A 22,240-nucleotide genomic window follows, 5' to 3' on the forward strand; every position below is an offset into this window, starting at 1 on the left:
TGAGGATTGAGCGGAGCGATGAAGATCAACCAACTGCACCCCCGGTTCGTGGCCGAGATCACCGATCTGGATACCTCCGGCCCCCTCCCGCCCGAAACCGTCGAATTCTTCGAGGCAGCGATGGCGGAATATGCCGTCTGCGTGATCCGCAATGCCAGCCTGTCGGACGAGGATCATATCGCCTTCGCCCGGTCCTTCGGGCCGCTGGAACTGGCACCGCCCGGGCGCAAGCGGATCGCGCCGGAGCTTTACGACATCAGCAATCTTACCGCCGAGGGCGAGATCATCCAGCCCAAGCCGGATGGCGCCCAACCGGCCGATTTCGAGCTGTTCCATACCGACAGCCCGTTCAATTCCTGGCCCACGAAATGGTCGATGTTGCTGGCCTATGTGACGCCGCCGGAGGGTGCCGATACGGAGTTCATCGACACCCGCGCCGTCTATGACGATCTGCCGGCGGACATGAAGGCAAAGGTCGCCGACCTTAAGGTCGACCACGACCTCTTCCGCGCGCTGCAGCTAAACGGCGTCAAATTCGAGGATGAGGAGATGCGCAAAAATTATCCGCGCATGGCTCATCCACTGGTCCGCACCTCGGCCAATGGCCGCAAGGCGTTGTACATGGGCTGGCACGGCGTGGGCATCGAAGGGTGGCCGGAAGACGAGGCCCGCACCTTCCTGGACGAGCTCTACCGCTTCGCCACGCAGGAGCGCTATGTCTACGCGCATAAATGGCGGCCGGGCGACATGGTTGTATGGGACAATCGCTGCACGATGCACAGCGCGACGTCATTCGAGCGCTATCGCTACAAGCGTGACATGCGCCGCGCGACGATCAACGAATATGGCCCGGAGGTCTCGGCGATCGAGGCCAACAGGCGCGCGCCGGACTGATCGCCCCGGCCCCGCACGGCCCGTCAGCCCTGCGGGGGTTGGAACCCGGCGCGAGCCTTGGCAACCCGCGCCCGGATCGCGCAGCCTTCGGCATGGTCGTTGATCAGCCCCATGGCCTGCATGAAGGCATGGACCGTGGTCGGGCCAACGAATTTCCAGCCGCGCTTCTTGAGGTCCTTGGACATGGCGATGGATGCGGGGGACGTCGAGGCGAGATGTGGAACCTCGTCTCGGTGTTCGAAGCTCCAGACATAGGCTGCGAAGGAGCCGCTTTCGCGCACGAGATCCTGCACGCGCTGCGCGTTATTGATCACCGCGTCGATCTTGCCGCGGTGGCGGACGATGCCGGCATCCTGCAGCAGGCGCTCGACATCCGTCTCATCAAAGGCCGCGACGCGATGAAAATCGAAGCCGTGAAACGCGGCCCGAAAATTCTCGCGCTTGGTCAGGATCGTGCGCCAGCTCAGCCCCGACTGGAAGCCTTCAAGGCTCAGCTTCTCGAACAGCCGCCGATCGTCGGACACGGGATAGCCCCATTCATCGTCATGATAGGCGATGTAATCTTCCGATGCCGCGCACCAGCCACAACGGGCCACGCCATCGGATGCCGCAAAAAGCCCCGCCATGTTCCTTCCCCCATCATCCGAGCGGACCGCGCGGCGCCAGTGCGCCGACAAGCTGTGATCTAGCCTGCCGCCGTCCCTGACGCCAGCGCCGGCTCGAGGCTCCGCCCTTATCTGTCGGCAGCGATGTTGGTGCGCCAATGTTCGGAGAGAGCCGGGATATCGCCGCTGGTCAGGATGGGCATGGCGCGTTGCAAGTCGTCATCGCTCCAGTCCCACCAGCACAGCTCAAGCAGGCGGGCGACCTCCGCATCGGCGAAGCGCTGCCGGATCAGCTTGGCGGGGTTGCCGCCAACGATGGCATAGGGGGCGACGTCCTTCGTCACGACGCTGCGCGTGCCGATGATCGCGCCATGCCCGATGGTGATGCCGGGCAGGATCACCGCTTCCGACCCGATCCACACGTCATGACCGATGACCGTATCGCCTGCCGGCCGATAGCCATTGTCCGCACCGGCAAATGCCGGCACGTCCGGCATCCAGAAGAAGGGGAAGCTGCTGATCCAGTCGCTGCGATGGCCCTGATTGCCCGCCATGATGAAGGACGCGCCTGATCCGATGGAGCAGAACGAGCCGATGATGAGCTTGTCCGCGCCTTCATCGGGCAACAGGAAGCGGGCGCAATCGTGGAAACCATGGCCATGATAATAGCCGGAATAATAGCTGTAGCGTCCCGCGCGGATGTTCGGATGCGCAACAAGACGATCGAGCGTGATGCCCTTGAAGGGGCTTTCAAATATATTTTGCATGGTTGGTCTGGCCTGAAGATTTGATCGCCAGCTTCGAGGGCCTGAGACGGCCGCTGGCGCAAGACAACGCGCTCGGGCAATCACTGGATCGCCCGCCTTCAGCTTCTCACGTCAATGACGCGGAAGCACGATGCAGATGGTACACGGTGCTATCTTCATCCCGCGATGATGACGCAAATGCTTCAGAATACCAAGTGAGGCGATGTATTCGCCCTCCCGCAACAGACTATTGCTGCTCGGGATAATCCTCTGGCTTGACCGAGCCGACCATCGGGCGGTCTTCCACCTTCTCCTGGGACTGACCACCGCCGGTGCGATTGTCATTCTCGGCAGCGTCCGGCCGGGCGTCGCCCATGGGGCCATGGGGCATCTCGGTTGGATTGCCCTTCTCGCCCTTGTCCTTGGGAGGATTGGCCTTCGCCTCGCGATCCTTATCCATGAGCCTTCTCCTTTCCAGCAGTCTTTGGCTCCTTGCCAAAAGCCTCGCGCAGCTCATCCTTGGCTTTCTCAAGGATCTGGCGTTGCTCCTTGCCGAGATTGTCGCCGGCGCGGTTGATGTAAAAGGTGAGCATGCTCATCGCAGACTGGAGCGCGGTGCCCTTGCGCCGCTTGCTATGCTCCGCCGAGCGCTTGAGCGAGGCTGCGATCTTCGCCGGATCGTCCTGCTTGAAGACGCCCTCATCCAGATCGAGCGCGTCCGAATGTTCGGTCACATCCTGAGACCATTTCTTGTCGGCCATGGCTCAGTCCTTTCCGCTGCCGGGCTCAGCCAGCTTGCGATGCTGTTCGGCAAGAATGGCCTGCGGGACGACGCCCGCGGCGGCGACCTGCAGCTTGTTGGAGAGGCCCGAGACGATATGCCCCTTGCCATCCAGCAGCGCCTTCCAGCCATCGCGTGCGACTTTGGCGGGATCGGCCTTGTCCTGCTGGCCGACCTGCGTATCCAGCAGACCGGCGCGCTCGAAGAACTCGGTGTCCGTGGGGCCGGGCATCAATGTGGTGAGGGTAACGCCCTCGGCCTCCTTGATCTCGTTGCGCAGCGCTTCGGTGAAATTGTCGATGAACGCCTTGGTCGCGTTGTACACGGCATTGAAGGTGCCCGGGATGTAGCCCGCGATGGAGCCGGTGACGAGAATCTTGCCGTCATTGCGCGCGACCATGTCGGCCAGCACCTTCTGCAGAAGATAGACGGTGCCGGTGACATTGGTGTCGACAGACCGTCGCCACATGGCGACATCCTGCTCCAGAAAGGGTCCGCCCGTGCCGACCCCGGCATTGGCGCAAAGCACGTCGATCCTCCGGCCTTCCGCTGCGGCCAGAAGCCGGTCCACCCCTTCCAGCGTTGAGAGATCGGCCTCCAGCGATCGCACGTCGCCGCCATGGCGCCTGAAGTCCTGCGCGGCCGCGTCGATCAGCGGCTCGTCAGCGACGACGAGCAGGTCATAGCCATCCTGCGCGATGAGATGGGCGAGTTCGAAACCGATGCCGGTAGACGCGCCCGTGACGATTGCGAATTTCTCGCCCATCCCATGCCTCCTTATGCGCCCGGCATCTTTGCCAGCATGTCGATATGCTTCTGGACGACCGGAGCGATCTCGCCCGCAGCAGCCTTGAGCGCCGGCGTGTCGCCGTTGGCGGCGTAACCCTGATGGAGCGCAAGCGCCGCTGCATGGGCTTCGCGTTGGGCCGTCAGATAAGCCGTGGTGGCGGCAGTGCCCTCTGCAGCCTTGATGGCATCCAGCTTGGCTTGCTGGTTGGCGTCGAGCGCCGGCGGCGTGACGGTCAGGCCAGCCTTTTCAGCCGCTGCCTTGAGCTTGGCGGTGGATTGCCCATGCGCATCGACCATCATGTTTGCGAAATCGGCAACCGGCTTGTCCGGATTTTTCGCGAGGATGGCGCGGGACGATTCGATCTCGAACAGGTCGCCGGCGCCTGCCTTGGCCAGATAGCCCGTCGCGTCGGTCGGCGTGGCGGACATCTCGCCCGGCGGCGGCGCGCCCACGGACATGTTCGTGGCATTGCCCGTCATGGCCATGTCGTTGTTGGTCATGGCTGTATCATTCGCCGGTGCGCCGCCCTGGCTGCACCCAGCCAATACACAGGCCGCCAACGGTATCGCATAATAGAGTTTCATCATCCGTCTCCTTGCATGAGTCATGCGGCGACCCGGTCGAGCCCCGGTTTCAGCACCACCTTGGTCACTTCGTTCTGTTGATCGTGGAACATCTTATAGCCCTGCGGGGCTTCGCTCAGCGGCATGCGGTGGCTGATGAGGAAGGTGGTATCGATCTTCCCCTCCATGATCGCATTCAACAGGCCCGGCAGATAATGCTGCACATGGGTCTGACCGGTTTTGAGCGTCAGCCCCTTCTCCATGAAGGCGCCGAGCGGAAACTTGTCGACGAAGCCGCCATAGACCGCCGGCATCGACACGCGGCCACCCTTGCGGCAGGCAATGATCGCCTGGCGGATCGAATGGGTGCGGTCGGTGCCTGTAAAGGTGGAGACCTTGATCTGGTCCCAGACATTGTCGGCGAAAAGACCGTGCGCCTCCAGGCCGACCGCGTCGATACAGGCGTCGGGGCCAATGCCGCCGGTCATCTCCATCAGCGCCTCGTAGGTCTTGCTCTCCTCGAAGTTGATGGTTTCTGCGCCAAACTTTGCCACCAGCTCAAGGCGGCGGGGGAAATGATCGATTGCGATCACCCGCTCGGCGCCCATCAGGAAAGCCGCCTGCACGCAGAATAGTCCGACCGGCCCGCATCCCCAGACAGCGACCGTATCGCCGGGCTCGATCTGCGCGAACTCCGCGGCCTGCCAGCCTGTCGGCAGAATGTCGGACAGGAACAGCACCTTGTCGTCGTCGATCCCATCGGGAATGACGATCGGGCCAACGTCGCTGAATGGCACGCGGACATATTCCGCCTGCCCGCCGGCATAGCCGCCTGTCATGTGGCTATAGCCGAACAGCCCGCTCATCGGCTGACCGTAGAGCGTCTGTGCGATGTCCTGATTGTCGGCCGGGTTGGAATTGTCGCAGGCGGAATATTGGTGCTTGCCGCAATGGTAGCAGCTCCCGCAGGCAACGGTGAACGGCACGACCACCCGCTGCCCTTTTTGGAGCGTCGAGCCGGGTCCGGTCTCGACCACCTCGCCCATGAACTCATGGCCGAGAATGTCGCCGGACTTCATCGTGGGAATGTAGCCATCGTAGAGGTGCAGGTCCGAGCCGCAGATTGCGGTGGATGTGACTTTGATGATCGCATCGCGCGGATTGATGATTTCGGGATCGTCCACGGTGTCCACGCGGACGTCATGCTTGCCGTGCCAGGTGAGCGCGCGCATCAGGCCGTCTCCTCTTCCAGTTGCTTGTGCGTCCACGCCGACGTGGCGATCTCGCCGGTTTCCATGAGTTGCTTGAAGCGCCGCAGGTCGCGCCGGGCCTGAATGGCCGGCTCGCGCTGGAACATCTTGGCGATGACCTTGCCGATGAACCCTGCGGGCGGATCGTAGAGGATCGTCGCCGTGACCACGGTGCCGCGCGCGCCTGCATCGCGGAAATCGATGCGACCGCTATTCGGCACGTCGGCGCCATCCGTCGAGGCCCATGCGATGAACGCGTCGGGCTGCTCTTCGGTGATGACTGCATCCCACTCGACGGTCCGGCCGCCGGGCGCCTTCACCACCCAATGGCTGGTCACATCGTCGATCATGTCGACCCGCACGACATTGTCCATGAAGGTCGGCAGCCGAGTGAAGTCGCGCCAGTAAGCGTACAGCTCCGCACGGGAGCGATTGATCGTCACGGAGCGGCCGACCAGACTGTCGCCTTTGGGTTCGACCAGGGTCGCCGCGGCCTCATCGACCGCGTGGCCATCTTTGGAGGTCGTCAGCGGTGCGTCGTCGCGCGCATCGGGCATTCTACTTCTCCTGTCGCGGGTTGGCTCAGTGAGCGTATGATTAGTCAACGCGTCTCAGCTGGGACCGTTGCCCACATATCGGACGAACTCCTCAGAATAGCGGCGGGTGATCATCGCCTGCTCGCTGGACGAGACGTCCTCCATCAGCTTGGGGAACCAGGTTCCCTCCTCGGAATAGATGTGATGGGCGACCGCGCCGCGGATATGCTCGAGCTTGTCGAGATAATCCTGGCTCATCGGGTCCAGCCGTTCCAGCAGACCCATCTCCATCTTGGCGGCGGATTGTTCCTGATAGGCAAGCTCGGCATGGCCGACCTGCTTGTCCGCGGCCAGCGCGGGATAGATCGCCGCTTCCTCCGCGATGGAATGGCCCGTGAGGAGCAGCGCCAGCCGCTCCTGCGCATCGCGACGCGTCTCGGCCGTGGTTGCGGCCTTCACGGCTGCGAACAGAGCCTCGATCTGCCGATGATGATCGAGAATATGCGCGAGCCAGCTGCCGCGCGTCGCAAGCTCCTCGGCCTTGGCCCGGGCCTCGGCCCGCGCCTCCTCGCTTTCGGGCGGGTCGACAGCGGCGATGACCTTATCGATGATGGACATGATTAATCTCCTTTTGGAAGGAACTCAGGCAACGGCATCGAGATCGACGAGCGGCTCGCGTGCCCAGAACCGCAGCGGCGCCAGCGCCGCGACGAATGCCGTCGCATCGGATTTGCTCTTGAGGGCGAAGCAGCCTTCATCGAGGTCGGGCATCAGACCGGCCTTGGTCAGCAGCGGCTCTGCTTCCTTGCTCAGGCCCATGAACTTGCAGTGGGCAAAAGCGTCCGTCACGAAGTCCTTCGCCGTGGCATCGAGCGCGAGCAACTGCCCGCCCTCGGCCGAGGCGACGACTGCGACGGCATCGAACAGGACCGAAGGCCCGCCATCCACCTTGTAGTGGGCGCCAAGGATCTTACCGTCCGACAAGGTGACCCCGCCGATCTTGGGGGCAATGAACTCGATCATCGCACCGGCTTCATCGACCGCATTGATGATCGCCTGGACGAGCGTCGCGTCGGCGCCGTCCGTCACCAGCAGGCCCAGCTTTCGGCCGGCAAAGCTCTGCGGCCCGCGCTTGATGATGCTCAACGCGTCGGATGGGGCCAGGTCGGTCCGCGGCTGGACCGCTGCGGTCGCCGCCTGCGGCATGGCAAGCCCCAGCCCGTCTGCGACGGTTGCCGCGAGGTCCGCATCGATGTTCAGCAGATGCGAAACCATCCGTGAGCGGATGTCCGGGCGCTCAACGCGCGAGAGCTCAAACACCAGCGCATCGCCGATATGCTTTTGCTCGATCAACGTCTGGCTCGCATAGAACTGCGTGGCCTGGCTATAATGATCGGCAAAGCTTTCCGGGCGAATGCGCAGCTTGTCGCCGTCGGCCGGCTCCGCATAGCTCTTGAAGCCGCGCTGCGGGTCCTCACGCGGACCGCCGATTTCCGCGCCCCAGCTATTGGGCTCATAATTGGCGCGACCGATGGGATTGCGCATCGCCATATGTCCATCCTGCTGGAAATGCGCGAACGGGCAGCGCGGTGCATTAATCGGCAGATGCGTGAAATTGGGCGAGCCGAGGCGCTTGAGCTGGGTATCCAGATAGGAGAAATTGCGCCCCTGCAGCAGCGGGTCGTTGCTGAAGTCGATGCCGGGCACGACATTCTGGGTGCAGAAGGCGACCTGCTCGGTCTCGGCGAAGAAGTTATCGACCAGACGATCGAGCACCAGACGACCCACGACGCGGATCGGCACCAGTTCCTCGGGGATGATCTTGGTGGCATCGAGCACATCGAAATCGAAGCTGTCAGCGAATTCCTGATCGAAGAGCTGGAGGCCCAGTTCCCATTCGGGAAAATCGCCGGCTTCAATGGCGGCCCAGAGGTCGCGCCGGTGGAAGTCGGGGTCGGCGCCGTTGATCTTGACCGCTTCGTTCCAGGCCACCGACTGAAGGCCCAGCTTGGGCTTCCAGTGGAACTTGACGAACGTCGACTTTCCGTCTGCATCGACCAGCCGGAAGGTGTGGACGCCAAAGCCTTCCATGAAGCGGAAGGAGCGCGGGATGGTCCGGTCAGACATGATCCACATGACCATGTGCATCGATTCCGGCGTCAGGCTGATGAAGTCCCAGAAATTGTCGTGCGCCGTCTGGGCCTGCGGAAAGGCGCGATCCGGCTCGGGCTTGGCGGCATGGATCAGGTCGGGAAACTTCATCGCGTCCTGGATGAAGAAGACCGGGATATTGTTGCCAACGAGGTCCCAATTCCCCTCCTTGGTGTAGAGCTTCACCGCAAAGCCGCGCACATCGCGCGCGAGATCGAACGAGCCCTTGGACCCGGCCACGGTCGAGAAGCGAACGAAGGCCTCGGTCCGCTCGCCTACCCGCTGGAAGAGATCGGCACGGGTGATGTCGGACAGGCTGTCTGTCAGCTCGAAAAAGCCATGGGCGCCATAACCGCGCGCATGAACCACGCGCTCCGGGATACGCTCATGATCGAAGTGGAACATCTTCTCGCGAAAATGGAAGTCTTCCAGCAGCGCGGGGCCGCGCGCGCCCTGCTTGAGGCTGTTCTGGTCATCGGAAACGGGAACGCCCTGCGCGGTCGTCAGCGTCGCGACATCACCGCCAGCGGTCTGCCGCGTCTCGCCACCCTCGCCCATCGGTCCTTCAAAAACAGGCATGTCCTCAAAGGCGGCATCTGCAGAAGGGCTGTTTGCCGATGACCGCTGCTGATCGGATTTCATCGGCGCACGGCCTTTCGCCGCACGCGTTGCCTGTTTCGCCATCGCGGTTCCTTGTCATTGCTGGGATGTGAACGAGTTCGTCTCGTGCTTCACCAACACGCCGTCCGGATGACAGTTGCCTGTTAAGGCTAGGAATTAACATTGATCATAGTGAAAGCCGATCGGGGCTGGATCGCCAGCGCGGCTTATCCGTTAGCCACTCGATGTTGATGGATCGCCTCCTTGCAAACCGCCGCGGCGTTGCCCTGACGCCGGAAGAACGAGCCGCGCTCGAAGACACGATTCTCGAGGTTCGCACCTTTGAACCCCGCACGACGATTGTCGACGCGGGTCAGATTGTGGATGTCAGCAGCTTCCTGGTCGAAGGGATCATGTCGCGCTATATCGATGATCGCAAAGGCTTGCGGCAACTCGTCGCCATCCATGTGCCTGGCGAATTCGTTGATCTCCATGCTTATCCCATGCGGGAGCTGGACCATGCCATCGGCACGCTCACGACCGCGAGCATCGCCATCGTGCCGCACAAAGCCTTGAGGGAAGTACTCGACCCCCGGCCCGATCTGGCGCGCAAGTTGTGGTTCTCGACGCTCATCGATGCCGCCCTTCATCGTGCCTGGTTGTTCCGGGTCGGGAGGCTCGACGCGGTCGGGCGCGTGGCGCATTTCCTGTGCGAGATGAATGCCCGCCTCTATGCAGTGGGATTATCGGACGGCCATCGCTTCGTGCTGACCCTCACGCAGGGCGACATTGCCGAGATTTGCGGCCTGACTACCGTTCACACCAATCGGGTGCTCCGCCAATTAAGAGAAGCCGGACTGTGCGAGAGGCACGCCTCACTGGTCCAGATCAACGACTATGCCGGTCTGGCCCGCCGGGGCAATTTTTCATCAGATTATCTGTATCTCGCCCCCTGCGCAGATATCCAGCAAGGAGGACCAGCATGACTGTCCACTCCCCAATCGAGCCTTATGCCGAACCCGGCGTCGCCACGGCCGAGGAGGATCATGTCATCCTCGAGGGTCCGGGTGGGATCGCTGTCACCATGACGGCGGACGCAGCCGTTGCCACGGGCGAGAGACTGATCGAAGCCGGCGAGGAAGCGCAAAGGCATCAGAAGACCAAATAACTGCGCGATCTCAGATGCCACGCAAGCTTGGACTGGGACGGCCACGGGCCGCGCCGAGCGCCTGTTTGGCTTCTCGCGGAGATCCCGGCGCCGGGAACGATGTCGACCGGATGGAAGTTTCTCTCCAGCGATAAGGACAACAGGTCGAAAGATGATGTTTCCGCAGGAGAAACCCTCAGAAGATTCGGATGCCGAGACCCTGTCCCCAGCATTACCCGATGGCATCATTGCGGCAGCCATGGCCGTGCTCGAAACCGCCAGTCAGGCGGAGATCGGGATCGCCACCGCAGAAAGTTGCACCGGGGGCCTGCTCGCATCGCTGCTGACCGATATCGAGGGGACCAGTAATGCCTTTGACCGGGGCTTCGTCGTCTACAGCAAGGATGCCAAATGCGATCTGCTCGGGCTCAGCCATAAGCTTGTCGAGGATTACGGCGCGGTGAGCGAACCCGTCGCGCGCGCGATGGCTGAAGGGGCCTTGCGCCGCTCCAAAGCGCGACTGGCGATTGCGATCACCGGCTTTGCCGGCCCCGGCGCCTCCGACGATGAGCCGGGGCTGGTCCATTTCGCCTGCGCCGCGCATGGGGCGGAGACGCGCCACAGCGTCCATCATTTCGGCGACATCGGACGCGGCGCGATCAGGATCGAATGCCTGCGCGTTGCGCTCACCATGTTGAGCGAGATGCTCGCCGAGGTGGCCACCGATCCGCAGCGGGCCGCGTGAGGCCGCCCATGGCGACACCGGCACCCGATGGCATCACGCAAGAGCATGAGAGCAACAGCCGGCGGGCAAATCCCTGGCCGCTGGTCCTGCTCACGGTGATCTTGGGCGCCGGCCTGACCGGCCTGTTTGCGGGGCAGGCCCCTGTCGTGCGCAAAAGCTCGAACGACCGCATCACCTTCGTCGTGCAAACGCCGGAAACGCTGCGCAACGGCATGGTTTTCGAGACCATCGTCGAAGTGACGCCGCGCAAACCGATCGGGGATCTGGTGATTGCCGTGTCGGATGACCTCTGGCGGGAGATGACGATCAACACGATGATTCCGGCCGCAAGCGAGGAGCATTATAAGGACGGCTCTCGGCATTTCTCGTTCGGCGCGGCGAAGCCCGGCGAGACCTTCCGCTTTAAGATCGACGGGCAGATCAACCCGCCGCTGTTCGCCGGCACGCGCGGCAAGATCGCCGCCCTCGACGGGGAGCGCGAACTCGCTGCCCTGCCCGTCCACATCAAGGTCTTGCCCTGATGGATATCATTCTGCGCGCCAGCGTGATGTTCTTCATCATGTACATGCTGCTCCGGCTGCTGGGCAAACGCGAGCTCAGCCAGGTCACGCCGTTCGAACTGGTGCTGCTGGTGGTGATGGGCGATCTCGTCCAGCAGGGCATCACCCACAATGATCTCAGCATGACCGGCGCCGCGCTCGCCATTGGCACCATTGCCTTCTGGGCGCTGGCGCTGAGCTGGATCATCTATCTTTCCCCCCGCGCCGAGCGGCTGCTGGAAGGCGTGCCGCGCGTGCTGATCAAGGATGGGGAACTGATTACCCCCAATATGCGCCGTGATCGGGTGACCCGGGCCGAGGTTGAAATCGAGATGCGGCTGGCGGGTATCGCCAACATATCCGAGGTCGCCTGGGCCATCCTCGAACCCAATGGCAAAATGAGCTTCATCGCGAAGAAGGACGATGGGCCGGCCAAGCAGGAAGATGATGACAAGGCCGTTTGATAGGCTCAACTGACTGCGCGACCGATGAACGAGCGCGGCAGGGTTGCCCACAGGCCGGCGTCATTGTATCAGCAGGTCCGCCGACCAAACGAACTAATGCATTGGTTCAATCATGCGCATTCACCGTATAGCTGGCCTCACGCTATGAGGCCACGCATCGAGACCCTGACTCGTCCCACAGCCCTGCTGCTGCAGCCCGGCGACTTGGCGCTCCCTACTCGGCCCGAATGGCGCTCGTTCGCGCAAAGTTGGGATGAGCTGCCCTGCGACATGTGGATGGCCGATGGCGGAACCTATCGCCGCCGCCGCTACGCTGCCTTTGAGATCGATGGCGACGCCTGCGCGCGCCTGCCGCATCGCGCCCATTATCAGGATCGCGATCACAATCCCTTGAATGGCGGCGTCGAACGCTGGTTTGCACCAGTGGCGGACGAACAGGCCGAGAGCGCGCTATTGCGCGATCTGATGCGGAATACTGCGGCGCGCATTTCGCAGGCCAGCGGTTGCGAAGAGCACGCATGGATGGTCGAAGCCCATCAGTTTCGCATCGAGGCCCTGCCCGACCTCCCCGGCCTTCCGACGCCGGAGGGGATGCATCAGGATGGACGCGACTGGGTGTTGATCCTGCTGGTCGGCGGCAGCAATTATTCCGGCGGCACGACCCGCGTCGAAACTGTTTCGGGCGCATGCCTGCTCGAACACCGGCTCGCGCACGCCGGCGAGGCGCTGCTCCTCGATGACGGACAGGTGCGCCACGGAACCACGCCGATCCAATCGGAAGCCGGGGATCTGCCGGCCTGGCGGGATACGCTGGTCCTGACCTTCGCGAACGCCGCGGGGCGCTGAACGGCCGGCGTGGATCGCTTCTTCATCGTCACCGGCGGCCCCGGATCGGGCAAGACCACACTGCTCGATGGGCTGGCGCGGCACGGCATCGCGACCATGGCCGAGGCCGGGCGCGCGATCATCCAGCAACAGATGGCCGCAGGCGGCAGCGCCCTGCCCTGGGCCGACCGGGAGGCGTTTGCGGAGAAGATGCTGGCCTTCGACGTGACGTCCTATGAGACCGCAAAGGGACAATTCGGCCCGATCCTCTTCGACCGGGGCATCCCGGATGTCATCGGTTATCGTACTCTGTGCGGTCTTTCCATTCCGCACGATCTGGAGCGGACCGCCAGCGCGCACCGCTACAATAACGACGTCTTCATCGCCCCGCCCTGGGCGGACATTTATGCGCAGGATGCCGAGCGCAAACAGGACTGGTCGGAAGCCTTGGCAACCCATGAGGTCATGGCCCGGGTTTATTCCGACCTTGGATATAATCTCGTGCCGCTACCGTTTACGACTCCGGACGAGCGCGCGGATTTCGTGCTGCGCAGGATCAGCGCCAACGCCTCAGCCTGACCGACGACCGCGCTTTACACCAGCCCTCGCGCGGCGCTGTCGCCCGCCGGCGTCAGCATCTCCACCACCTCGTGAAGCGCCTGTTCCAGACGATCCCGTGACGGGATTGCGCCGAGGCACAGCCGCACGCCCGAGGGCGCACAGGGATCGACGGCCGGCGCATCGGGCGGGGTGAGCGCAATGCCGGCACGCAGGGCGCGGGCGCTCAGGCGCTCGGCATCGAGCATCGGCATCGGCATCCACACATGCAAGCTGCGCGACGCGCCGGGAACGGCCATGGTCTTGCCGAGAATGTCGCGGGCAAGCTGCGCCCGCACCTCCGTCTCGGCGACCAGCTCGTCGGCGATGCGATCGGCCGTGCCATCCTGCTCCCACTGGCTGAACACCAGACCGCCCAAGGACGGCGGCGTATAACCAAAGGCGCGGACACCGAGCAGCAATCGATCGCGAATCTCGGCATCCGCCGGCGGCAGCAGAAAGCCGAGGCGAAGGCCGGGCGCGACGGCCTTGGACACGGCGGCGACCATCAGCGTGCGCTCGGGCGCCAGATCGGCGAAACTCTCCGGGGCATCGCGATCCGCGAACACGCGATAGGCATCGTCCTCGACGATCATCAGATCCCGCGCGCGCGCCACCTCGATGATCTCTGCGCGTCGCGCGGCATCGAGCGTGATGGTGGTAGGGTTCTGCAGGGTCGGGATCAACACCACCACCCGCGCACCGGTCTCGCGGGCGGCGCGGGCCAGTGCCTCGGGCTCGAGCCCGCGTTGATCCATGGCGACACCGCGCAGGCGATAGCCGGCATGATCGGCCAGCGTCCGGATGCCGGGATAGGTAGCCGCCTCGCACAAGATCGTATCGCCGGGCCGCGCCAGCGCTGCGAAGGCAAGCGCAAGGCCGTGTTGCCCGCCATTGCACTGAATCACGCGATCCCGCGTGGCGCGCTGAACGCCATGGCGACGGTGGAGCCAGGAGGCTCCGGCCTCCCGGATGGATTCAAGCCCCTCGGGCGGGGCATAATTGACGGCTGTCGCCAGATCCGCGCGCTGTCGCACACGGCTCAACCCTTCGCCGATCCAGCGCTCGGCAGGCGCGAGCGGCGGAATGTTCCGCGCCATGTCCAATGGCCCGCCCGCCTCGGCCGGCGACTGCGGCCGCGCCCGGTCCGCAACGAAGGAACCGCGCCCGACATGGCTGGAGATAAAGCCCCGCCGTTCCGCCTCGACATAAGCGCGGCTGACCGTCCCGACACTCAGCGCCAAGCGATGGGCAAGGTCGCGCTGCGGCGGAAGGCGATCCCCCGGGACGAGCCGCCCCTCGCGCACATCGCGCTCCAGCGCTGCCACAAGACGCTCGTACATCGGTGCATCGTCGCCCGACACCTGCGGCCGCCAGTCCTTCATTCATCATCCTCGCTCGATTGAACCGGTGCAATATCACATTTGACACATGGATCAATCGCGATCATTTCCGGAAGCGGGAGATCATCATGGATACCAGCCTGCTCGCGCCTTTGGCGCTCTACAGTTTCGTCTGCACGGCCACGCCTGGCCCCAATAACATCATGCTCGCCTCATCCGGGCTGGTGTTCGGATTCCGGCGGACGCTGCCCCATATCTTCGGCATCAATTTCGGTTGTGCGGCGATGCTGGCCTTGAGCGGGCTGGGCCTTGGCGCGATCTTCGAAGCCTGGCCGATCCTGCGCTGGGTGCTGCGCATCGTGGGCGCAGCCTATCTGGCCTGGCTTGCAGTGAAACTCTGGCAGTCCGAAGGCATGGCCCGGCGTGAAGGCGCGCATCCGATGACTTTCTGGCAGGCGGCGGCCTTCCAGTTTATCAATCCCAAGGCATGGGCGATCACGGTGCCGGCCATCGCCACCTTTACCGTGCCGGATCGGCCGCTGGGCCTGCAGCTTGCGGTGATCGTCGCGGCTTTCTCGCTGGTCGGCCTGCCCTCCATCGCGGGCTGGGCGGCCATGGGCGCCGGCGCGCGTGAACTGCTCGAGAGTCGCAAGGCCATGACCATGTTCGTGCGGACCATGGCTATCATGACGGCGCTCACCGCTCTGCTGTTTCTGATCTAGGGAGCTGGACGCGTGACACGCGACGAAATGATGCGCTTTGCGACCCAGTGGATCGCCAACTGGAACGCGCGCGATCTGGAGGCGGTGCTTTCGCACTTCGCCGAGGACGCGCACTTCATCAGTCCCTTGGCCAGGGAGATTGCCGGCTCGCCCATTATCGAGGGCAAGGCAGCGTTGCGCGCTTATTGGTCCGATGCGCTTGCGGCCACGACGGACATGCACTTCACCCTGATCGCGGCGGTGTGCGACATCGAGGCACAGGTGCTGGACGTGCATTATCTCGCGCAGCGGAACGGCCGATCCCGGCGCGCGCTGGAGACGATGCGGTTCGTCGATGGCAAGCAGGTGGAAGGCGAGGCCTTTTTCGGCATCGATCTCACAGACTGATAGCAGGTGCGGTTGCCAAAGCCCGCGCGAGCGTCTAGCAGTATCCGTACATCAAGAGTTGGGGCGACGCCCAACGCCAACCTGCCAATCCGGGCAAGGTGGCACTCCGCAAGGAGGATGTGGCCGAACGGCAATTATGCGGATCAAGCCACTCAGCGTCGACCCGGACAAGGACCGACGCACCGTGCCGATCAAGATACCAGACCACCTCCCCGCCCGCCGTACCCTGGAAGCGGAAGGCGTCCTCGTGATGGACGAAGGCACCGCCACGCGGCAGGACATCCGGCCACTACGGATCGGCCTGCTGAACCTAATGCCGGACAAGATCAGCACCGAGACGCAAATTGCCCGGCTGCTCGGCGCCACGCCGCTCCAGATCGAGCTGACGCTGGTGCGGATTACGGATCATGCCACCCGCAATACCTCCGCCGATCATATGGCTGCCTTTTATCGCCCGTGGAGCGCGGTACGCCATGAGCGGTTCGATGGCTTCATCATCACCGGGGCGCCAGTGGAGCGGCTCGATTATGAGGATGTACGCTACTGGCCGGAGCTGACCCACATCTTCGACTGGACGCAGACGCATGTCCACCGCAGCTTGACAATCTGCTGGGCGGCGCAGGCGGCGCTTTATCACTTCCATCGCCTACGCAAGCGCACCTTGGAGCAGAAGGCGTTCGGGATCTTCCCGCATCGCAATCGCCTGCCGACCTCGCCATATCTGCGGGGCATGTCCGACGTGTTCGACGTGCCGGTGTCGCGCTGGACCGAGGTGCCGCGGATGGAGCTGGAGACGGCGCCGCATCTGCAGGTCCTGGCCGATGCGCCCGGAACAGGCGCGGGTCTGGTTTATGACGAGCCCCGGCACATGCTCCACATGTTCAACCATCTGGAATATGATACGGAGACGCTCGCGCGGGAATATGCCCGCGATGGCGGGGCCTGTTTGCCTGTCGACTATTTCCCGCAGAATGACCCAACGCGTCCGCCGCTGAACAGCTGGCGGAGCCACGCCCATCTGCTGTTCGCCAACTGGATCAACGAGGCCTATCAAACCACCGCGTTCGACCTCGCGCATGTCGGGCGGGAGCCACTGCCAGTGTCGTGAAGGACATCACCGGTTCCGCGCGCGCAGCCTCCAGTTGGCGATGTGTGCGCCCGCGAGCAGCAAACTGCCGGAGACCGTGATCGCCGTTTCCAGAATCTCCCGGCTGGCGAACAGGATGCCGACCGCCATCAGCGCCAGGCCGACCGTGCCGATCGCCAAGGGCACGGACGCACGATGCCTGCGCCAACCACTCACCAGCGCCAAGGCGCTGGTCGGCACCGCGAGCGCGAGGACGATCGCGTGGAAGCTCTCGCCCGGATCGATCTGATCGGCGAAGGCCGGGAGGGCTGCCAGCAGCAGCGGCAGTCCCAGACAGTGGATCATGCAGGCGACGGAGGCGCAGACGGCAAAGCCATCCAGCCAGTCGTTTCTGCTCCGGGTTTGCGTGAGGGGAGATGCGGCGGCTGCGTGATTCAATTCCATGCCACCATTATGATATGGTATATCATGTCTTTCAAGGCATGGAGGCATTTAATTGGTCGGAACGCTACCTCTGAAGCAGCCCGCTATTCAAACGCTACGCGCCGCCAATCAGGGAGCAAACGCCTGAACAACGCGGGGCCGCCTACCCTCTCAGTTCCACCAGCAGTGAGACTGCGCAAGCGCGCCCGCGACGCAGAATTTCCGCGTCGCGGGCGTTCGCACTCAAGCCTTGGGGATGACCGGCACCAGCAGGTGGCTGTCATACTGACCACCGGTGCGGATGATATGCGTGCCGGCGTTGCGCAGTTCTTCGTGGCGCGCGAAGGGCAGCATCGGCAGGCCCTCGCGATAGATATCCATGCCCTTCACGACGACGCGCAATTGCTCGCCCGCCCGGAACAGCGTGGAGGACGGCCAGATCTCGATATCGACCGGCACCGGAACGCCCGGCTCCAGCGGCTCCTCAACGAGATGGCTGTGGACCGGTTGGAACGGCGTCGAGCGTGCTTCATCCAGGGCGCGATGGCTGGCGCGCAGCCAACCCAATGCTACCGGACCATTTTCGAAAAAGGCGTAGAAGGTCATGCCCACCGCATTGCCATCGGCATCGAGCTTCTGCAGCGCGACGAACAGATCCATGTCGTCCGCGCCCTGCGCTTCCACCCACAGGCGCAACTTCATATAGCCGGTCAGCTCGGTATCCGTGTCGAAGCGGATATCGAAGCGGGCCTCGCCGGCTTCGTCGAGCGGATCATAGGAGGCGCTGGCTGCATTGCCCACGGGCTCGCCCTGCATCGTGCCGGTCGCGGCATCGAGATAGAGCGGCGTGTAGACCGTGCGTGCCAGCGGCCATTCCTGCTCGCCGCGCATGGTCCATGTCTGCGCGCTTTCGCGGACTTCGAGCAGCACCTTGGGCCAGTCGGCAAGGCCGCTCTCGACGCCTTTGAGATAGCGATCGAAGAAGATGCGGGCCAGTTCCTTGCTCTCGGGCATGTAGTAGTGCGCCCATTTCTTGCGGCCATGGCCGATCAGCCATTTGTCCGGCGAAGAGAATTGCCGGAAGGCCTCGAAGGTGCCACGGGTATGCAGCGCCTGATCGGCCCAACTGCCCACCACCAGCGCCGGAATGTCGATGGCCGACAGGTCGACTTCCTTGCTGGCCCAATAGGCATCGTACAAGGGGTGCGCTTGCACATTGGCGTTGGTATCCTCGTAGCGCTGATGGCCAAAGCGCAGATTGCTGCTGCCGCGCGGCAGGAAGCCCGTCTCGCGAATGCCGCCATGATAGGCAAACTCGCGATACCAGTCCGAGAAGCCTTCCCACGGATTGATGGCGGCCAGATGCGGCGGCTTGAGCTGACCGACGAGATACTGGATCGCCGCGAGATAGGAGACGCCGGTCATGCCGACCTTGCCATTGCTCCAATCCTGCACGCCGAGCCATTCGATGAGGTCGTAGCAATCTTCCCCCTCGCCAAGGCCGTTGTGGCGCACCTCGCCTTCGGACTGCCACATGCCGCGCGAGTCCGCATTGCAGACGGCATAGCCGTGCGCGCACCAAAAGGCCGGATCGGGCGCCTCAAAGGCGGTGAAGCGGGACATCCAGCCCGCCTCCACGCCCGAATGAGGCGGGAAGAGCTTATCGGACAGGCCATGCTTGCCATAAGGGCTCCACCCCAGCAGCACGGGCAGCGGGCCGTCGGCGGCATCGGCGGGACGATAGAGATCGACATAGATGTGAACGCCGTCGCGCAGCGTCACCTGGATATTGCGATCGATGAGGAGGCCGTCCTCTTCCCACTGCTCATGGGCGATGGGCGGCAGAGGCGGCTTGCCCGGTGCTGTCGTGGGATCAATGCTATCCTGCATGATCAGCGTGAAGCCGGCCGTATCGCTCATCGACTATCCTCTCGTCTGGAAATTAAAAATGCCCGGCGATCGGTTGGACCGCCGGGCACATCATTAATGGATCAGAACTTGAACCGGGCACCGATGCGGTAGGAACGGCCAACCACGTCATACAGCACGTTGTTGGTCGGACCGAAGCTGGACGGTGCGTCCACCGGCGGATCCTTGTCGAACAGATTGTTGATCGCGCCGAAGATCTCCATCTTCTGGTCGCCACGGTTCCAGACCGCGACGCTGCCGTTCAGGTTCACATAGGTCCAGGGCGCGATGTAGTTGTCGTTGATGCTGTCCGTACGGTTCGGGTCGTAGCCGTACTGGCCCGGCCCCACGAGCGCATTGTTATAGGTACCGCCGGAGATGTGCCGCACCTGAACCTGCAGGGTCGCAGGATCAGCGTTGAACGTCACATAGCCATTGATGATGTAACGCGGCATGCCCGAGGGCTGCGACACGGGCGAGCCATTCATGCCCGCACGGTCGATGACGCCACTTGCCGAGTCGGTGATCAGATCGTCGATGATCGTGGCCATGCCGCGCAACGAAACGCTACCGCCCAACACGTTGATCGGCAACGTGTAGGCCGCCTCAATATCCCAGCCCCGCGTGATGAGGCTACCCAGATTGATGTTGCGGTTGGTGATCGACTGGATCGTACCCAGCGTCTGACCGGACTGCAGCGGAGCGCGTGTGATGAGGTCGCACAGCGTGTCGATCTTGCTCACTTCGCAGCCCGTGACGATCACCTGCGCCCCAAGTTGAGAAACGGCGTTCTTGAGTTTGATGTCGAAGTAGTCAACCGAGAACCGAAGGCGCCCAGCACTGCCGAGGTCGGGCTGGAGCACCACGCCAAAGGTCAGGGTATCCGCTTCTTCAGGGACGAGATTGGGATTGCCGCCCAGCAGTACCGAGGCGAGCACCTGGCCACCGGCTGCCGGGTTGACGCTCTGGAAGCTAGTCTGCGTCGGGCCGAACAGCTCGAACAGATTGGGCGCACGAATGTCGCGCGACCGCGTACCGCGCAAGCGCAGCCAGTCGAGCGGCGCGGCTTCCAGGCCGGCCTTCCAGGTAATCACATCGCCGCTGGTGGAATAATCGGTGTAGCGAACGGCACCGTTAAAGAACACACCTGGCGCGAGCGGCACATCGAGCTCGCCGAATGCTTCGAAAATGTCGACCTTACCATCGATCGGCGCACCCGGACCGGTGTAGAACTGGAGCGCGCGGGAAATCGCGTCGGCACGGCCGCGTGCGATGTCCTGGCGCAATTCCACGCCAGTCGCCGCCTTGATCGGGCCAGCCCAACCTTGGAAGAGCGTACCGTTCATCGAGGCTGCCACAACGTTCTGGGTCAGGCGGGTGTCCTGTTCAACCGTGCCGTGCGTCCAAGCCTTGGCCGCAGCCGAGACATTACCCTCGCCGAACGGGTTCAGAGGCACACAGCCTGCAGCAGCGGCAACGCCCTGTAGGGTGCCGCGGCAGACAATGTTGCCATTCGCAACGCCGGTGGTGAATTCACCTTGATCGACGGCATCGATCGCCAGCTGAATGCGCGGCGTGATCGAGGTGTTGTAACCACGCTGCCAGTAATCGGTGCGACCGAACTGGTAATAAGCATCGAATTTCCAGTCGCCCCACATTTCAGCATTGATACCCACGACCGCGCGGTAGGTGTCACGCTTCACCGTCGAACGCTGCGGTCCAAGATCCTCCCACACGCGCCCGAAGGGAATGGATGCGAGGCCGAACGTTGCCATGGTATTCGCGACGGAATCAGGGAGATAGGCATTGTCCTGACGGATCGTCAGATTGCCGAGGTCACGGCGCTGAGCGCCGATGGTGGAACCGTTCACCCGGCTGTACGAGCCTTCGGTGAACAGCTCGATGCCGTCTGCGACCTCGAACTTTGCATGAGCAAAGGCGTTCAGACGCTCGACAGGCGCGGCGATGGGGAAGTTATCGTAAAAAGGCTGACGCCCGTCGCCGCCGCCGCTCTGAAAGAGGCCGGAGCCGTAGTAGGTTCCAAAGTCGTGACGACCCGTCGTGCCATTGGACCGGAACTCCAGACCCGGAAGTCCCGAGGCAATCAGCGCAGCGTTTGCCGGCGTGTTGGGAACCAGCGGGATCAAACCATTATAGGATGAAGAACCGGTGGTCGTGTTCGGCAGGATCAATGTTGCCGGCAGACCCGGCGCCACCCGGCCTAGCGAGGGATTGGTCGCGACACGATAGGGATTGGCAACCGTGTTGTAGCCCAGCGCGCACCAGTCGCGGGTGTAGCAATCGCCCGTGCCCTTATTATCGGAATATTCGACGCCCGCGACGATGTGACCACGGCCACCGGCAAAGCCCATGCCGCCGGCGAGCGCGAACTGATATTCCTTGCCATCGCCTGCATCGTTGATGCCGTACTGCGCCGAGCCCTTGAGGCCGGTCAGGTTGGTGTCGAGAATGACGTTGACGACGCCCGCGACGGCATCCGAGCCGTAAGCGGCCGAGGCACCGCCGGTCACCACGTCGACGCGCTCAACCAGCGAGGTCGGGATGATGTTGAGGTCAACCGCGCCGGCATTGGCGAAGGAACTGCCCTGCACGGTCGAAGCCACCACGCGGCGGCCATTGATGAGCACGAGCGTGCGGTTGGCGCCGAGGCCGCGCAAGTCGGCGGTGGAGGCGCCGATGTTGTTGGCGAAGATCGCGTTGGTACTCGGCGTCGCCTGCGGACGGAAGGACGGCAGCTCGTTCAGCACCTGCGCGACGTTGACGGCGGCTTGGCGCGCGATCTGCTCACCGCCGACGACGGAGACGGGCGTGGGCTGATCGAAGCCGGTGCGCGCGATGCGGGAGCCGGTGACGATGATCGCCTCACCAGCCTCATCATCCTGCGGCTGCGCGGCGTCCTGAGCGAAAGCGGGCGTGGCGACAAAAGCCATGCCGAGCGCGAGAGCGCTCAGGCTGGCACCGGCACCGGCCCTCAAAACGCGCGAACGGGTAATGAATAGGGACATGGACAATCTCCTCTCCTGATCAGGCACTAGGCACAAGCATTGCCGAACGACGCGCGCGCAAAGACAATGCCCGCCCCCGTTCGACATGCTGGAAAAACAACGATGACGGAC

Annotated in this window: 25 protein-coding genes and 1 riboswitch; of the genes, 11 read left to right on the plus strand and 14 right to left on the minus strand. The window is 63.3% G+C overall.

Features of this window, described 5'->3' with window-relative positions:
• The first annotated feature begins 18 nt into the window (after nt 1-18).
• On the plus strand, nt 19-894 hold the full coding sequence (locus tag M2339_RS06490; RefSeq protein WP_264587149.1) for a TauD/TfdA dioxygenase family protein: 876 nt from the start codon (nt 19-21) through the stop codon (nt 892-894).
• A 23-nt stretch (nt 895-917) separates the two neighbouring features.
• On the opposite strand, the gene M2339_RS06495 is transcribed toward M2339_RS06490, so the two are convergent.
• The 10 genes from M2339_RS06495 to M2339_RS06540 form a co-directional block, all read right to left on the minus strand.
• Nucleotides 918-1,520: a DNA-3-methyladenine glycosylase I gene (locus tag M2339_RS06495; RefSeq protein ID WP_319801009.1), complete on the minus strand. Its 603-nt coding sequence runs from the start codon at nt 1,518-1,520 to the stop codon at nt 918-920.
• Between the two features lie 107 nt (nt 1,521-1,627).
• On the minus strand, nt 1,628-2,266 hold the full coding sequence (gene catB, locus M2339_RS06500) for a type B chloramphenicol O-acetyltransferase (protein WP_264587148.1): 639 nt from the start codon (nt 2,264-2,266) through the stop codon (nt 1,628-1,630).
• A 226-nt stretch (nt 2,267-2,492) separates the two neighbouring features.
• Nucleotides 2,493-2,705: a hypothetical protein gene (locus tag M2339_RS06505; protein ID WP_264587147.1), complete on the minus strand. Its 213-nt coding sequence runs from the start codon at nt 2,703-2,705 to the stop codon at nt 2,493-2,495.
• Complete coding sequence (locus M2339_RS06510; protein WP_264584984.1) at nt 2,698-3,006, minus strand: DUF3175 domain-containing protein; 309 nt, start codon at nt 3,004-3,006, stop codon at nt 2,698-2,700. Before M2339_RS06510 ends, M2339_RS06505 begins: the two co-directional genes overlap by 8 nt.
• 3 nt (nt 3,007-3,009) lie before the next feature.
• On the minus strand, nt 3,010-3,792 hold the full coding sequence (locus M2339_RS06515; RefSeq protein ID WP_264587146.1) for an SDR family NAD(P)-dependent oxidoreductase: 783 nt from the start codon (nt 3,790-3,792) through the stop codon (nt 3,010-3,012).
• An 11-nt stretch (nt 3,793-3,803) separates the two neighbouring features.
• Nucleotides 3,804-4,316 (minus strand): DUF4142 domain-containing protein, encoded by a 513-nt coding sequence (locus M2339_RS06520; RefSeq protein ID WP_264587145.1) that lies wholly within the window; start codon nt 4,314-4,316, stop codon nt 3,804-3,806.
• Between the two features lie 104 nt (nt 4,317-4,420).
• Nucleotides 4,421-5,611: a zinc-dependent alcohol dehydrogenase gene (locus tag M2339_RS06525; protein ID WP_264587144.1), complete on the minus strand. Its 1,191-nt coding sequence runs from the start codon at nt 5,609-5,611 to the stop codon at nt 4,421-4,423.
• Nucleotides 5,611-6,186, minus strand: a complete 576-nt coding sequence (locus M2339_RS06530; protein ID WP_264587143.1) for an SRPBCC family protein — start codon at nt 6,184-6,186, stop codon at nt 5,611-5,613. Before M2339_RS06530 ends, M2339_RS06525 begins: the two co-directional genes overlap by 1 nt.
• Nucleotides 6,187-6,240: 54 nt before the next feature.
• Complete coding sequence (locus M2339_RS06535; RefSeq protein ID WP_264587142.1) at nt 6,241-6,783, minus strand: hemerythrin domain-containing protein; 543 nt, start codon at nt 6,781-6,783, stop codon at nt 6,241-6,243.
• Nucleotides 6,784-6,807: 24 nt separating this feature from the next.
• Nucleotides 6,808-8,895, minus strand: coding sequence for a catalase (locus M2339_RS06540; protein WP_413714742.1), 2,088 nt, complete (start codon nt 8,893-8,895; stop codon nt 6,808-6,810).
• Nucleotides 8,896-9,161: 266 nt separating this feature from the next.
• On the opposite strand from M2339_RS06540, the gene M2339_RS06545 reads away from it, so the two are divergent.
• The 7 genes from M2339_RS06545 to M2339_RS06575 all read left to right on the plus strand — a co-directional run bounded on the left by M2339_RS06545 (nt 9,162) and on the right by M2339_RS06575 (nt 13,215).
• Nucleotides 9,162-9,902: a Crp/Fnr family transcriptional regulator gene (locus M2339_RS06545; protein ID WP_264570211.1), complete on the plus strand. Its 741-nt coding sequence runs from the start codon at nt 9,162-9,164 to the stop codon at nt 9,900-9,902.
• A complete protein-coding gene (locus M2339_RS06550; RefSeq protein ID WP_264606270.1) occupies nt 9,899-10,084 on the plus strand; it encodes a hypothetical protein in 186 nt (61 codons plus the stop codon). Before M2339_RS06545 ends, M2339_RS06550 begins: the two co-directional genes overlap by 4 nt.
• A 238-nt stretch (nt 10,085-10,322) precedes the next feature.
• The gene (locus M2339_RS06555) at nt 10,323-10,808 is read left to right on the plus strand and encodes a CinA family protein (protein ID WP_264606271.1); all 486 of its coding nucleotides are present in this window, start codon (nt 10,323-10,325) and stop codon (nt 10,806-10,808) included.
• An 8-nt stretch (nt 10,809-10,816) separates the two neighbouring features.
• On the plus strand, nt 10,817-11,329 hold the full coding sequence (locus tag M2339_RS06560) for a hypothetical protein (RefSeq protein WP_264587140.1): 513 nt from the start codon (nt 10,817-10,819) through the stop codon (nt 11,327-11,329).
• Nucleotides 11,329-11,811, plus strand: a complete 483-nt coding sequence (locus M2339_RS06565; protein ID WP_264587139.1) for a DUF421 domain-containing protein — start codon at nt 11,329-11,331, stop codon at nt 11,809-11,811. The genes M2339_RS06560 and M2339_RS06565 overlap by 1 nt, the downstream gene beginning before the upstream one ends.
• Before the next feature lie 24 nt (nt 11,812-11,835).
• A complete protein-coding gene (locus M2339_RS06570) occupies nt 11,836-12,657 on the plus strand; it encodes a 2OG-Fe dioxygenase family protein (protein WP_264587138.1) in 822 nt (273 codons plus the stop codon).
• A 9-nt stretch (nt 12,658-12,666) separates the two neighbouring features.
• Nucleotides 12,667-13,215 carry an AAA family ATPase gene (locus M2339_RS06575; RefSeq protein WP_264587137.1) on the plus strand — a complete coding sequence of 183 codons (549 nt, stop codon included), beginning with the start codon at nt 12,667-12,669 and terminating at the stop codon, nt 13,213-13,215.
• 14 nt (nt 13,216-13,229) lie between these two features.
• On the opposite strand, the gene M2339_RS06580 is transcribed toward M2339_RS06575, so the two are convergent.
• Nucleotides 13,230-14,618: a PLP-dependent aminotransferase family protein gene (locus M2339_RS06580; RefSeq protein ID WP_264587136.1), complete on the minus strand. Its 1,389-nt coding sequence runs from the start codon at nt 14,616-14,618 to the stop codon at nt 13,230-13,232.
• Nucleotides 14,619-14,704: 86 nt separating this feature from the next.
• Here M2339_RS06580 and M2339_RS06585 point away from each other — a divergent pair, with 86 nt between their 5' ends.
• The 3 genes from M2339_RS06585 to M2339_RS06595 all read left to right on the plus strand — a co-directional run bounded on the left by M2339_RS06585 (nt 14,705) and on the right by M2339_RS06595 (nt 16,793).
• Nucleotides 14,705-15,298, plus strand: a complete 594-nt coding sequence (locus tag M2339_RS06585; RefSeq protein WP_264587135.1) for a LysE family translocator — start codon at nt 14,705-14,707, stop codon at nt 15,296-15,298.
• 12 nt (nt 15,299-15,310) lie between these two features.
• Nucleotides 15,311-15,685 carry a nuclear transport factor 2 family protein gene (locus M2339_RS06590; protein WP_264587134.1) on the plus strand — a complete coding sequence of 125 codons (375 nt, stop codon included), beginning with the start codon at nt 15,311-15,313 and terminating at the stop codon, nt 15,683-15,685.
• A 43-nt stretch (nt 15,686-15,728) separates the two neighbouring features.
• A riboswitch (SAM-I-IV-variant riboswitch) is annotated at nt 15,729-15,833 on the plus strand.
• Nucleotides 15,834-15,869: 36 nt separating this feature from the next.
• Nucleotides 15,870-16,793 (plus strand): homoserine O-succinyltransferase, encoded by a 924-nt coding sequence (locus tag M2339_RS06595; RefSeq protein WP_264588347.1) that lies wholly within the window; start codon nt 15,870-15,872, stop codon nt 16,791-16,793.
• Nucleotides 16,794-16,799: 6 nt separating this feature from the next.
• On the opposite strand, the gene M2339_RS06600 is transcribed toward M2339_RS06595, so the two are convergent.
• From M2339_RS06600 to M2339_RS06610, 3 genes are all read right to left on the minus strand, one after another.
• Complete coding sequence (locus M2339_RS06600) at nt 16,800-17,216, minus strand: MerC domain-containing protein (protein ID WP_264587133.1); 417 nt, start codon at nt 17,214-17,216, stop codon at nt 16,800-16,802.
• Between the two features lie 222 nt (nt 17,217-17,438).
• Nucleotides 17,439-19,115, minus strand: coding sequence for a CocE/NonD family hydrolase (locus tag M2339_RS06605; RefSeq protein WP_264587132.1), 1,677 nt, complete (start codon nt 19,113-19,115; stop codon nt 17,439-17,441).
• Between the two features lie 71 nt (nt 19,116-19,186).
• Nucleotides 19,187-22,129 (minus strand): TonB-dependent receptor plug domain-containing protein, encoded by a 2,943-nt coding sequence (locus M2339_RS06610; protein WP_264587131.1) that lies wholly within the window; start codon nt 22,127-22,129, stop codon nt 19,187-19,189.
• Between the last annotated feature and the right edge of the window lie 111 nt (nt 22,130-22,240).

It is taken from the genome of Sphingobium sp. B2D3C, assembly GCF_025961835.1.
Classification (GTDB): domain Bacteria; phylum Pseudomonadota; class Alphaproteobacteria; order Sphingomonadales; family Sphingomonadaceae; genus Sphingobium.